This window comes from Actinomadura nitritigenes (assembly GCF_017573545.1).
In the GTDB taxonomy this organism is placed as follows: domain Bacteria; phylum Actinomycetota; class Actinomycetes; order Streptosporangiales; family Streptosporangiaceae; genus Spirillospora; species Spirillospora nitritigenes.
The window spans coordinates 127,026-139,983 of record NZ_JAGEOK010000018.1 but is presented as its reverse complement, the minus strand read 5'-3'; the positions used below and the strand labels follow the sequence as shown (position 1 = coordinate 139,983).

The window sequence follows — 12,958 nt, the reverse complement described above, 5'->3', positions numbered from 1 at the left end:
TCAGGGGGCGAGGCGGCGGAGGAGGTCGCGGCTGGCGGCGGCCATCGTGGGCGGGACGTCCAGTTCGACCAGCATGTCCGCCGCGGCGGCCATCTCGGCGGCGCGGCGGACGGCGTGCCGGTGCGTCCCGGCGACGAGGCGGTCCACCGTCGGCTCCCCCGCCGCCACCAGTTCCTCGACGATGTTGGCGCGCAGCCAGTCCTCGCAGCCCGCCGCGCGCGCCGCCTCCAGCGCCTCCACGACCGACGCGGCGAGGCCCTTGAAGAAGACGCTGCGCAGCAGCTTGCGGGTCGCGGCGGCGCCCGCCCCGGCGTCCATCACCTCGACGGAGGCGCCCAGCCCGGTGAGGATCGCGGCGGCGTCCGCCGCCGCGTCCCCGCTGGCCAGCATGGGGGTGGACAGACCGCGGCCGGGCACCGGCGCCATGATCGCGATGTCGGCGAACCGCACGCCGGCCGCCGCCGCGGTCGCCGCCAGCTCCCGCTTCAGGCCGGGCGAGGCGGTGTTCATCTCAGCCCAGACGGCGCCGCCCGCGCCCGGGATCCCGGCGCGCAGCGCGGCGGCGGCGTCGTGCGCGCTGTTCACGCTGAGCACCAGGTCGGAGCCGGCGGCTGCGTCGGCCTCGTCGGCGGCGGCGACCGTCCCGTCCGGTGCCGGGACGGCGGGATCGTAGGCCCGGACGGCGGCGCCCGCGGCGACCAGGTCGCGCGCGATCGCCCCGCCGGCCTCCCCCAGCCCGAGCACGGCGACGACGGGCGGCCGCCCGGTACCCTGCGACATTCGAGCCTCCTCGGCCACGGGGGCGCGGCCCCACCGCTAGACTGGGGATCGCGCCAAAATTGGCGACAATATCTTCGCACGGGTTCCACGGGAGGGACAGTGCCGACTGCCGACGACCAGGACACCGGGCGCCCGGTGGCGACCGGGATCCGGGACGCGATCCTCTCCGGGGAGTTCGTGCCCAACCAGCGGCTGGTCGAGGCGGACCTCGCCGAGCGGTTCGGCGCCAGCCGCGCCGCGGTCCGCGCCGCGCTGCTGGAGCTGGCCAACGAGGGGCTGATCGAGCGGGTCCAGAACCGGGGCGCCCGGGTCCGGGCGATCTCCCTGGAGGAGGCCATCGAGATCAGCGAGCTGCGCATGGTCATCGAGGGGCTGTGCGCCGCCAAGGCCGCCGAGCGGGTCACCGAGGACGGCGTCCGGCTGCTGACCGGGATCGCCGAGGACATGCGCGCCGCCGTCGCGTCCGGCGACGTGTTCGGCTACTCCCGGCTGAACGAGCGGCTGCACCGCGAGATCCGCGAGATCAGCGGCCAGCGCACCGCCGCCGAGGTGCTGGAGCGGCTGCGCGCGCAGAGCGTCCGGCACCAGTTCAAGCTGGCGATGCACCCCGGCCGGCCGGCGGTGTCGCTGCCCGAGCATCTGGCGATCATCGAGGCGATCCGCGCCCGCGACCCCGAGGCCGCCGAGCGGGCCGCCCGCGAGCACCTGCGCAGCGTCATCCGCACCCTGCCCGAGGCGGACCGCACCCGGCCACACGGCAACGGCCTCGCGCCCTGACCCCGGCAGCCGTCGCCGGGACGGCCCCGCACCCGCCCCCGCGCCGTGGCGGTGGGCCCTCGCGCGGCCGGCGGTCGCGGCCGGTCAGGGGCATTCCTGGGCGTCCGATTGATCGCCGTCGCCGGAGTGCCTAGGGTTGGCGGTGGAGCCCGTTCCGGCAGCACCGTCTCGGTCAGGGAGCCGCCATGTCCCCGCGCACACGCCCGCCCTTCCGCGCCGACCACGTCGGGAGCCTGCTGCGCCCGCCCGACCTGCTGGCCGCGCGCGACGACCACGCCCGCGGCCGCATCGACGACCGGCGCCTCGCCGAGGTGGAGGACGCCGCGATCCGCGACGCCGTCGCGATGCAGCGCCAGGCCGGGCTGCGGACCGCCACCGACGGCGAGTTCCGCCGCACGTCCTGGCACATGGACTTCATCTACCGGCTCGGCGGGATCAGCCCGGCCGACGAGCAGATCAAGGTCAGGTTCCGCAACGAGTCGGGCGACCTGGAGTTCAGCACGGCCGCGCTGCGGGTGCACGACCGGGTCCGCCTCGAGGAGACGATCTTCGCCGACCACTTCCGCTTCCTGCGGGACGCGGCGGGCGACGGCGCGACGCCGAAGCTGACGATCCCGTCGCCGAACATGGTCCACTACCGGGGCGGGCCCGCGGCGATCGACCCGGAGGTGTACCCGGACGTCGAGGAGTTCTGGTCCGACCTGGCCGCCGCGTACGCCGAGCAGGTGCGGCGGATCGCCGATCTCGGCTGCCGGTACCTGCAGCTCGACGACACCAGCCTGGCCTACCTCAACGACCCGAAGCAGCGCGCGATGATCGCCGAGCGCGGCGACGACCCCGACCACCTCCACCTGCGCTACATCAGGCAGATCAACGCGGCGCTGGCGGGCCGTCCCGCGGACCTCGCCGTCACCACGCACATGTGCCGCGGCAACTTCCGCTCGTCGTGGACGGCCGAGGGCGGCTACGACTTCGTCGCCGAGGCGCTGTTCTCCGAGCTGGACGTGGACGGGTTCTTCCTGGAGTACGACGACCCGCGCTCCGGGGGCTTCGAGCCGCTGCGGTTCGTCCCGCCCGGCAAGACCGTCGTGCTCGGGCTGGTCACGACCAAGCGCGGCGCGCTGGAGTCGAAGGACGAGCTGAAGCGCCGCATCGACGAGGCCGCCCGGTTCGTCCCGCTGGAGCAGATCTGCCTGTCGCCGCAGTGCGGGTTCTCCTCCACCGTCGAGGGGAACGTGCTCACGGCGAGCGAGCAGTTCGCCAAGCTGCGGCTGATCGCGGAGACCGCCGAGGAGGTCTGGGGCTGAGCCCGGCGGCTCGGCGGGCTAGCCGGGCCTGGCGGGGGCGGCGGGCTAGCCGGGCCTGGCGGGGGCGGCGGGCTCGGCCATGAGGTGTTCGAGGGCCGTGACCGCGTGCGCGCGGTGCACGTCGAGGACGCGGACGGCCTCGTCGGCGTCCCCGGCGCGCAGCGCCGCGAGGGCCGCGCGGTGCTCGCCGACGACGCGTTCCCGGTTGACGCCCTCGCCGTAGTAGATGGAGCGGTAGGCGTCGGTGGCGTCCCACAGCGTGCGGATGAGCCGGACGAGCCGGGGCATCGCGGCGTACTCGTAGAGCGCCATGTGGAACGCCCGGTTCGCCGCCGCCATCGCGAGCACGTCGCCGCCCCCCGCGGCGCGCTCCACCTCGTCTTCGGCGCGGTCGAGGGCGGCGAGGTCGGCGGCCGTCATCAGGGCGGCCGCGCGGCGCACCGCCTCCTCTTCGAGGAGGGTGCGGATGCGGTACACCTCGCGCAGGTCGTCGAGGGACAGCTCCTCGACGTAGTAGCCGCGGTGCGCGCGGTAGGTGACCAGTCCCTCGCCCTGCAGGGTCTTCAGCGCCTCGCGCAGCGGGACGCGGCTGACGCCGAACTCCTCGGCCACCACGTCCTGCCGGATCGGGGCGCCCGGGCGGAGCCGGCCGCTGGTGATGGCGCGCCGCAGCTCGTCGAGGACGAACTGCTGGGCCGTCGGCGGCCGGCTGCGCTGCACGGTCATCGGGCCACCATCTCACGCGGGGGTCACTGGATCACGGATATTGGATCCAATACTAGACTCCCGCGCATGACGACCTCACCGCGCCCCAGGACCGTCCACCCCACCGCCCTGTTCGGCATCGACGGCCTCCTCGGCGACGAGGAGCGCGAGATCCGCGCCACGGTCCGCAAGCTCTGCGACAAGGAGCTGCGCCCGCACCTCCCCGAGTGGTTCGACAAGGGCGCCATCCCGGCGCGGGAGCTCGCCAGGCGGTTCGGCTCCATCGGCGTGCTGGGCATGCACCTGGAGGGCTACGGCTGCGCCGGGATGGGCGCCGTCTCCTACGGCCTGGCCTGCCTGGAGCTGGAGGCCGCCGACTCGGGCCTGCGCAGCCTGGTGTCCGTGCAGGGCTCCCTCGCGATGTTCGCGATCTGGAAGCACGGCAGCGAGGAGCAGAAGCGGCAGTGGCTGCCCGCGATGGCGCGCGGCGAGGCGATCGGCTGCTTCGGCCTCACCGAGCCCGACTTCGGCTCCGACCCCGCCGGGATGCGGACCCGGGCCCGCCGCGACGGCGCCGACTGGATCCTGTCCGGCACCAAGATGTGGATCACCAATGGGTCGGTCGCGGACGTCGCGGTCGTGTGGGCCCGCACCGACGACGGGATCCGCGGCTTCCTCGTCCCCGCCGGCACCCCCGGCTTCCAGGACCGCGACATCGAGCGCAAGCTGTCGCTGCGCGCCAGCGTCACCAGCGAGCTGGTGCTGGACGAGGTGCGCCTGCCCGCGGACGCGGTGCTGCCGGAGGCGCGCGGCCTGTCGGGGCCGCTGAGCTGCCTGAACGAGGCGCGCTTCGGCATCGTGTTCGGCGCGGTCGGCGCCGCCCTGGACTGCCTGGAGACCACCCTCGACTACGTCGGCGAGCGGCGGGTGTTCGACCGCCCCCTCGCCTCGTACCAGCTCACCCAGCAGAAGCTGGCCGACATGGCGCTGGAGGCGGGCAAGGGGCTGCTGCTGGCGATCCACCTCGGCCGTCTGAAGGAGGCCGGGACGCTCACGCCCGAGCAGGTCAGCGTCGGCAAGCTCAACAACGTTCGCGAGGCGATCGACATCGCCCGCACCTGCCGGACGCTGCTCGGCGCCAACGGCATCACGCTGGAGTACCCCGTCATCCGGCACGCGGCCAACCTGGAGTCGGTGCTGACCTACGAGGGCACCTCCGAGGTGCACTCGCTCGTCATCGGCCGCGCGCTCACCGGCGAGTCCGCCTTCCAGTAGCCGCGGTCGCGGGCGTCAGTGGGCGGCGGCCGCCCAGTCGGCGCCGATGCCGATCGCCACGTCCAGGCCGACCGCGAGCGGGTACGCGGCGCTCATCTGCGCGCGCACGAGGTCGCGGACGGCGTCGTGCTCCCCGGGCGCGACCTCCAGGACGATCTCGTCGTGGAGCTGCAGCAGCAGCCGGCTGCGCGCCCCGGCGCCGGTGAGCGCCGCGTCCACCCGCAGCATCGCGATCTTGACGATGTCGGCGGCCGAGCCCTGCACCGGCGCGTTCAGCGCCATCCGCTCGGCCGTCTCGCGCCGCTGCCTATTGTCGCTGGTCAGGTGCGGCAGGTAGCGGCGGCGGCCGAGGAGCGTGCGGGTGTAGCCGGTGACGCGGGCCTCCGCGACGACCTCCTCCAGGTAGTCGCGGACGCCGCCGAGCCGCGCGAAGTAGGCGTCCATCAGCGGCCGCGCCTCCGCCATCGGGACGCCGAGCTGCTTGGCCAGCCCGAACGCCGACAGCCCGTAGGCCAGCCCGTACGACATCGCCTTGATCTTGCGGCGCATGTCCGGGGTCACCGCCTCCGGGGCGACCTGGAAGACCCGCGCCGCCATCGTGCCGTGCAGGTCCTCCCCCGACGCGAACGCGGCGAGCAGGGTGGGGTCCTCGGACAGGTGCGCCATGACGCGCAGCTCCAGCTGCCCGTAGTCGGCGGTCAGCAGCGCGTCGAAGCCGTCGCCGGGCCGGAACGCGCGGCGGATCCGCAGCCCCTCCTCGGTGCGGACGGGGATGACCTGGAGGTTCGGCTCGGCGGAGGTGAGCCGCCCGGTCGCCGCGACGGTCTGCTGGAAGGTGGTGTGGACGCGCCCGTCCGCGCCGATCTCCCGGACGAGCCCCGCGACCGTGGCGCGCAGCCGGGCCTGGTCGCGGTGGTACAGCAGGATCTCCGGGAGGCCGTTGTCGGTCTGCGTCGCCAGCCAGGTCAGCGCGTCCAGGTCGGTGGAGTGCCCCGACTTGATCTTCTTGGTCCTCGGCAGCCCCAGCTCGCCGAACAGCACCTCCTGGAGCTGCTTGGTGGAGCCGGGGTTGAAGCGGTGCCCGGCGATCCCGGCGGCGTCGTCGGCGGCGCGCTCCATGCCGTCGGCGAAGTGCCGCTCCAGCTCGCGCAGGAGCCCGGCGTCCACGGCGACGCCGGTGCGCTCGGCGCGGGCGAGCAGGCCGGACAGCGGCAGCTCGACGTCCCTGAGCAGCTCGTCCATCCCGGTGGACGCGAGGTCGGGGGCGAGCCTCTCGGCCAGGTCGAGGACGGCGCCGGCCTGCAGCATCAGCCCCTCGGGGCCCTCCTCGGGCGGGCGGCGGCCGAGGTAGCGGGCCGCGACGTCGGCGATCCCGTACGCGGCGAGGCCGGGCAGCAGCAGGTAGGCGGCCATGGCCGTGTCCGTGGTGACGCCGCCGAGCCGCCATCCGCGCTCGGGCAGCACGCGCAGCAGCGCTTTGACGTCGTGCACCGCCTTGGGACGGTCCGGATCCGCGAGCCACCCCGCGAACGCGGCCTCGTCGGCGGCGGTGAGGGCGTCCGGCTCGAACGCGGCGGCGAACCCGTCGGCGGTGGCCAGCGCGATCCGGTGGACGTCGCCGGAACCGCGGGCCCATGTGCCGTCCGCGGCGAGCCCGACCAGGCCGGTCGCCCTGGTGGCGAGCCACGGGGCCAGCTCGTCCGGGCCGGGTTCGTGGCCGCGCAGCACGGGCCCGGCGGGTTCCGCGGAGCGGCCGCCGCCGGGGTCGGCGGCGAACAGGCGCTGCCGCAGGCTCGCGTTGCGGAACTCCAGGTCGTCCAGGAGCGAGGTGAAGGCGGCGATGTCGTAGGGCCGGCGCCGCAGGTCGCCGACGTGCACGGGGAGGTCGACGTCGCGGACCAGCTCGGTGAGCCGCCGGTTCAGCCGGACGGTGTCGAGCGCGGCGCGCAGCCGCTCCCCCGCCTTGCCCTTCACCTCGTCCGCCCGCTCCAGCAGCGCGGCGAGCGACCCGTACTCGCGGATCCACTTCGCGGCGGTCTTCTCGCCGATGCCGGGGATGCCCGGCAGGTTGTCGGACGGGTCGCCGCGCAGCGCCGCGAAGTCGGGGTACTGCGCGGGCGTCAGCCCGTACTTCGCCTCGACCGCCTCCGGCGTGTACCGGATCATCTCCGACGCCGTCCGGTAGAAGTACAGGACGGTCACGTCGTCGCCGACGAGCTGGAGCGCGTCGCGATCGCCGGTGACGACCAGGACGTCGAGGCCGTCCGCCACGGCCTTCGTCGCGAGCGTGGCGATGACGTCGTCCGCCTCGTAGCCGGGCGCCCGCAGCACGGGGACGTTCATCGCGCCGAGCAGCTCGTCGAGGACGGCGAGCTGGCCGCCGAACTCCTCGGGCGAGCGCGCCCGCGTTGCCTTGTACCCGGGGAACGCCTCGGTGCGGAACGAGCGGCGCGAGACGTCGAACGCGACCGCGAAGTGCGTCGGGCGCTCGTCGCGCAGCACGTTGGCCAGCATGTTCGCGAACCCGTAGACGGCGTTGGTGGGCTGTCCCGCCGTCGTGCTGAAGTTCTCGACCGGCAGGGCGTAGAACGCCCGGTAGGCCAGCGAGTGGCCGTCCAGGAGCAGCAGGCGGGGCCGGTCGGTCATGCCCCCATCCTCGCAGCCGCGCGCGCTCGCCAGCGGCGCGGCCGGGCCGGGCCGCGGGAAGCGGAGGCTCCTTCCGCGAAGCCCTTGCGGCGACCGCCGGGCGCGCGAAATGATCATGTCTGTACGATTCAGCGCCCCTCGTCACGATTCACCGAGCGCCCTCGGGAGGCGGAGGACGTGAACGCCGAATCCGAGCCCGCCCGGCTCCGGCTGCTGAGCGCCGCGAGCACCCGGATGGCCGGCGTCCTGGACATGGAGCGGGTCGCGCGGCACCTGGTCGCGGTCGCGCTCGGCGGGTTCGCCGACACGGTCGGGGTGTACGTCGCCGAGCAGCTGATCGTCGGGGACGAGCCGCCCCGCCCGCCCGGCGGCCGGGCCGTGGAGGCGCGCCGGATCGCGGTCGGCGCGACCGGCGCCGACCTGGAGCCGCTGTTCCCCGCCGGGGAGATGGTGGTGTTCGCGGCCGGCAGCGCCTACGCCGCCTGCATCGCCGACGGGGCGCCGCAGCGGTTCGGCGAGCCGGACCGGCACCTCGTCCTCGAGCCGCGGGTGCCGCCGCCGCGCCCGGCCCGCGAGCGGCTCGCCGACCTGGCGGACTTCCTGCTCGTCCCGCTGCGGACGGGCGAGGCCGTGCTCGGGCTCGTCGGGTTCGCGCGCGGGTCGGCGGCGGGGCCGTTCACCGACGCCGACGCCGCGCTGGCGAGCGAACTGGCCGCCCTCACCGCACGCTGCCTGGACGGCGCGCGCCGCTACCAGCGCGAGCACGCGGCGGCGCGGACGCTGCAGGCGGGGCTGCTGCCGCTGCCGCCGGGCGCCGTCCCGGGCGTGCGGGTCGCGCACCGGTCCGTGCCCGCCGGGCGGGCCAACCTCGTCGGCGGCGACTGGTGCGACGTCGTCCCGCTGCCCGCCGGGCGGCTCGCGCTCGTCATCGGCGACGCCATGGGCCACGGCTCGGCCGCCGCCGCGGCCATGGTGCAGCTGCGCGCCGCCGCGCGCACGCTGGCGATGCTCGGGAAGGACCCGGCGCAGATCCTCACCTGGCTGGACCGCATCGCGCCCGACATCGGGCCCGTCCAGTTCGCGACCTGCGCGTGCGCCGTCCTCGACCCCGCCGCGGGCACCGCCGAGATCTGCCGCGCCGGGCATCCGCCGCCGATCCTGCTGCACCCGGACGGCGGCTGCGACGTCCTCGACCTGCCGCCGGGCCTGCCGCTCGGCCTGGACGGCGCCGACTACGAGAACACCCGGGTGGCGGTCCCCGACGGGTCCACCCTGGTGCTCTACACCGACGGGCTGATCGAGACCCGCACCCGCGACCTGGAGGCCGGGATCGCGGCGCTGCGGTCCGCGCTCGCGGGCCGGGCGGACCCGCTGGAGGACGCCTGCGCCGACGTCGTGGCGAAGCTGGTCGTCCCGCCGAACCACGACGACGTCACCGTGATGCTCGTCCGGACCGGCACCTGACCGGCGCGGGCGCGCGACCGCACGACGAGAGGGGACCCGTTGAACGACCCGGACTGGGCGACCGGCATCGACCCGAGCCAGGCGAGCGTCGCGCGCGTGTACGACTACCTGCTGGGCGGCGCGCACAACTTCTCCGCCGACCGCGACATCGCCCGGACGCTGGAGGCCATCGAGCCGCAGGCCCGCGCGATCGCGGCGGCGAACCGGGCGTTCCTCGTGCGGGCGGTCCGGTACCTCGCCGCCGAGGCCGGCGTCCGGCAGTTCCTCGACATCGGCTCGGGCATCCCCACGCAGGGCAACGTGCACGAGATCGTCCGCCGGGTGGACCCGGCGGCGCGGGTCGTCTACGTCGACCGCGACCCGGTGGCGGTCGCGCACAGCACCGCCCTGCTGGACGGCGACCCGAACGCCGCCGTGATCCAGGCGGACCTGACCCGCCCGGCGGACGTCCTCGGCCACCCGACCGTGCGGAAGATGATCGATTTCGACGAGCCGGTGGGGCTGCTGCTGGTGGCCGTCCTGCACTTCGTCACCGACGCGCAGGACCCGGGCGGCGTGCTGGCCGAGCTGACCGCGCCGCTGGCGCCCGGCAGCCACCTCGCCGTCAGCCACGGCACGCACAAGCGGGAGACCGGCGAGGCGGTCGCGAAGGTGTACCGGCGGGCCGTGGCGCAGGGCGAGCCGACGCTGCGCACCGCCGAGGAGATCGGCGCCTTCTTCACCGGCTTCGACCTGGTCGAGCCCGGTCTCGTGCACGGCCCGCTGTGGCGCCCCGACTCGCCGGACGACGTGCCGGACGACCCGTCCCGCTTCTGGTTCCTGGTCGGCGTCGCCCGCAAGCCCTGACCCCGTCGGCCTTTCGGCGGCGTGCGGCGAGCCGTCGTCGAATTCCACGAAGCGTGACATGTGGGCTTACCTCCAACAAGATCGAGAGTTGCCAATCCGCGGCCGTTGCCGGAAGCGGCCAGCGCCGCCCGCGCTCCCCCGTTTCCGCCCATTTCCGCGCCGATGTCGAGGTCACCACGTGTACACATCCGATAAATAACAGTTGATACCCCTGGTCAGCGATAAATCCGACTCAGTATGCTGCGGGCCTTTGCAGCTCGGCGACGGAGCGAGCTCCACGACGCACGACACAGGGAGTGAACCGGTGACGCGACCCGACCAGGCGCCCGCGACGCCGCGGCGTCCGGGCATCCGGACCGGCCGGCCGCGCACCCGCAGCATCAGGCGCCGGATCGCGCTGCTGCTGGCCGTCCCGCTGGCCTCGCTGCTGGTCCTGTGGCTCGTCCCGACCGGCGTCACGCTGTCGAACGCCTTCGAGCGGTACGACTTCGCGACGGTCTACGACAAGGTCGGGCTGCCCGCCACCACCGTCATCGAGGCGATGCAGCAGGAGCGCTCCGCGGCCGTCGCGTCGCTGGCCCACCCGAAGGCCGCGAACGAGACGCGGTTCCAGGGGCAGGCGGCCCGGACGGACGCGATGGTCGCGGCGTTCCGCAAGTCGGCCTTCTCCTCCGGCGCCGCGGACGCCATGGACGACGCCGTCGAGCGGCGCGTCCGCACGCTCAGCGGCGCGTTCGACGCGCTGGACTCGCTGCGCGCGCAGATCCGCGTCGACGGCACCACCCCGCTCGGGGCGATCGGCGGCTACAGCAAGATCATCGACGGCACGATCCGGGTGCTCACCACGCTGGTCAGCGTCAACGCCGTCACGGTGTACCAGCAGACCAACGCGCTGCTGGACAACTACTGGGCGCGCGAGTTCATGCTGCGCGAGGCCGACCTCGTGTCCGGGCTGCAGCGCGGCACGCTGGGCTCCGACGAACGGACCACGTTCGCCGGCTGGGCGAGCACCCGCGCCCAGTTCTTCGAGCTCGGCCGCGCCGCCGGGAACGGCCCGATCGCCAGGATCATGGACGGCCTGGCGAACTCGTCGCAGTACACCGCCTACACGGCGCTCGAGAACGCCGTGGTCGACAACGGGTTCGCCCCGTCCCAGCGCGAGTGGCGCACCACGATCGCGGCGCTGTCGCCGGTCTGGCTCCAGGCCGCGGCGAAGGCCGGCGACCAGGTGAGCAACAAGGACGTCAAGCCCGCCGGCCGCCGGATCATGCTCACCTTCTACCTGATCGGCGGGCTCGGGCTGCTGGCCGTGGCGGCCTCGGTGGTCCTGTCGCTGCTGTTCGCCCGCCGCCTCACCGAGGAGCTGCGGCACCTGCAGCGGACCGCGCAGGAGCTGGCGCACGAGCGGCTGCCTCGGGTAGTGGCCCGGCTGCGGCGCGGCGACGCCGTCGACGTCGAGGCCGAGGCGCCGCCGCCGGTCATCGGCGGCACCCGCGAGATCGCGCTCGTCGGCGAGGCGTTCGACGCCGTCCAGCGGACCGCGGTGAGCACCGCGGTCGGCGAGGCCGACCTGCGCGCCGCCATCAACCGGGTGTTCGTCAACCTGTCGTGGCGGAGCCAGTCGCTGCTGCACCGCCAGCTCCGGCTGCTGGACCAGATGGAGCGCCGCGCCGCCAGCCCCGAGGAGCTGGACGACCTGTTCCGGCTGGACCACCTCACCACCCGCATGCGCCGGCACGCCGAGGGCCTGGTCATCCTGTCCGGGTCGCCGACCGTCCGCGCCTGGGACCACCCCGTGTCCGCCGAGGACGTCATCCGCGCGGCGATCGCCGAGGTCGAGGACTACACCCGGGTCGAGGTGACCGGCGCGTCGTCGGCCGCGGTGACCGGCACCGTCGTCGCCGACGTGATCCACCTGCTCGCCGAGCTGATCGAGAACGCCGCGTCGTTCTCCCCGCCGACCACCGAGGTCACCGTCAAGCTCGACACGGTGGCGAACGGGCTGGCCGTCGAGATCGTCGACCGCGGCGTCGGGCTCGACCCGGACGAGCGCGACGAGCTGAACCGGCGGCTGTCCAGCACCGTGGAGTTCGACCTGGTCGACACCGAGCGGCTCGGGCTGTTCGTCGTCGCGCGGCTCGCCGACCGGCACGGCATCGGCGTGTCGCTGCAGCCGTCCCCGTACGGCGGGACGACCGCGATCGTGCTCGTCCCGCACTCGCTGGTGGTGCTGGACGAGCCGCACGAGCTGCTCAGCGGCGCCGAGCCGCCGCTGGTCGCGCACCCGGTCGGGTCCGCCACGGGGGCGCCGCGCGGCCTGGCCCGTCCGGGGCGTCCCGCGCTGCCGGGCCCGGCGTACCCGGCGCCCGGCGAGCCGCCCGCCGGACCGGCCGGTCAGGAGCCGCACGAGCCGAGCGGCGGCCGGGCGGGGCCGTCCGCCGCGGACCCGGAGGCGGTCGCGGCCGAGTCGAGCGAGGTGACGGGCCGGCTCCCCCGCCGGGTGCGGCAGCGCAACATGGCGCCGCAGCTGCGCGCGCGGCCCGCGCCGAGACCCGCCGACCCCGGCGGGGCGTGGGACGGGCCGGCCGAGGAGTACGAGGAGCCGAGCCCGGAGGTCAACCGGGACCTGATGTCATCGCTACAGTCGGGATGGCTTCGGGGCAGGGACGACGACGATCCGGACGATCGCGATCCACGCGATGAATGGGGGCAGGGATGACGCAGCAGGGCCACGCCACCGGAGAGCTGGACTGGCTGCTGGACGATCTGGTCGAGCGGGTCGGAGAGGTCCACCAGGCCGTGCTGCTGTCGCGGGACGGGCTGGTCATGGGCGCCTCCGGCGGGGTCACCCGCAAGGACGCCGAGTTCCTCGCCGCGCTGTCGTCGGGCTTCCACAGCCTGGCCAACGGCGCCCGCGAGCACTTCCAGGCCAAGCAGGTCCGGCAGACCGTCGTCGAGCTGGACGGGCTGCTGTTCTTCGTGATGCCGGCCGGCAACGGGAGCTGCCTGGCGGTGCTGAGCGACGCGGGCGGCAACGCCGGGCTGGTCGCCTACGAGACCACCATGCTGATCAAACGGGTGCGGCGCCAGCTGGGCACGGCGCCGCGGGCGCAGGACGCGGCCGACCCGTCGCAGGCCGGCGCCCCGGGCTGAGCCGG

10 protein-coding genes are annotated in these 12,958 nt (G+C 74.7%); 7 read left to right on the top strand and 3 right to left on the bottom strand.

Features of this window, described 5'->3' with window-relative positions:
• Complete coding sequence (locus J4557_RS27515; protein ID WP_208269639.1) at positions 1 to 780, bottom strand: NAD(P)-dependent oxidoreductase; 780 nt, start codon at positions 778 to 780, stop codon at positions 1 to 3.
• Between the two features lie 99 nt (positions 781 to 879).
• On the opposite strand from J4557_RS27515, the gene J4557_RS27510 reads away from it, so the two are divergent.
• Positions 880 to 1,557: a GntR family transcriptional regulator gene (locus tag J4557_RS27510; protein ID WP_208269638.1), complete on the top strand. Its 678-nt coding sequence runs from the start codon at positions 880 to 882 to the stop codon at positions 1,555 to 1,557.
• Positions 1,558 to 1,742: 185 nt separating this feature from the next.
• Positions 1,743 to 2,864: a 5-methyltetrahydropteroyltriglutamate--homocysteine S-methyltransferase gene (locus J4557_RS27505; protein WP_208269637.1), complete on the top strand. Its 1,122-nt coding sequence runs from the start codon at positions 1,743 to 1,745 to the stop codon at positions 2,862 to 2,864.
• A gap of 45 nt (positions 2,865 to 2,909) precedes the next feature.
• Here J4557_RS27505 and J4557_RS27500 read toward each other — a convergent pair whose 3' ends face one another.
• Complete coding sequence (locus tag J4557_RS27500) at positions 2,910 to 3,590, bottom strand: GntR family transcriptional regulator (protein ID WP_208269636.1); 681 nt, start codon at positions 3,588 to 3,590, stop codon at positions 2,910 to 2,912.
• A 66-nt stretch (positions 3,591 to 3,656) separates the two neighbouring features.
• Here J4557_RS27500 and J4557_RS27495 point away from each other — a divergent pair, with 66 nt between their 5' ends.
• A complete protein-coding gene (locus J4557_RS27495) occupies positions 3,657 to 4,844 on the top strand; it encodes an acyl-CoA dehydrogenase family protein (RefSeq protein WP_208269635.1) in 1,188 nt (395 codons plus the stop codon).
• A 15-nt stretch (positions 4,845 to 4,859) separates the two neighbouring features.
• Here J4557_RS27495 and polA read toward each other — a convergent pair whose 3' ends face one another.
• Positions 4,860 to 7,490, bottom strand: a complete 2,631-nt coding sequence (polA, locus tag J4557_RS27490) for a DNA polymerase I (RefSeq protein ID WP_208269634.1) — start codon at positions 7,488 to 7,490, stop codon at positions 4,860 to 4,862.
• 177 nt (positions 7,491 to 7,667) lie between these two features.
• Here polA and J4557_RS51120 point away from each other — a divergent pair, with 177 nt between their 5' ends.
• The 4 genes from J4557_RS51120 (at position 7,668) to J4557_RS27470 (ending at position 12,953) form a co-directional block, all read left to right on the top strand.
• Complete coding sequence (locus tag J4557_RS51120) at positions 7,668 to 8,954, top strand: PP2C family protein-serine/threonine phosphatase (RefSeq protein WP_208269633.1); 1,287 nt, start codon at positions 7,668 to 7,670, stop codon at positions 8,952 to 8,954.
• Between the two features lie 39 nt (positions 8,955 to 8,993).
• Positions 8,994 to 9,800 carry an SAM-dependent methyltransferase gene (locus tag J4557_RS27480; protein ID WP_208269632.1) on the top strand — a complete coding sequence of 269 codons (807 nt, stop codon included), beginning with the start codon at positions 8,994 to 8,996 and terminating at the stop codon, positions 9,798 to 9,800.
• Between the two features lie 304 nt (positions 9,801 to 10,104).
• The gene (locus J4557_RS27475) at positions 10,105 to 12,519 is read left to right on the top strand and encodes a sensor histidine kinase (RefSeq protein ID WP_208269631.1); all 2,415 of its coding nucleotides are present in this window, start codon (positions 10,105 to 10,107) and stop codon (positions 12,517 to 12,519) included.
• Positions 12,516 to 12,953 (top strand): roadblock/LC7 domain-containing protein, encoded by a 438-nt coding sequence (locus J4557_RS27470; protein WP_190867163.1) that lies wholly within the window; start codon positions 12,516 to 12,518, stop codon positions 12,951 to 12,953. The genes J4557_RS27475 and J4557_RS27470 overlap by 4 nt, the downstream gene beginning before the upstream one ends.
• The last annotated feature ends 5 nt before the right edge of the window (positions 12,954 to 12,958 follow it).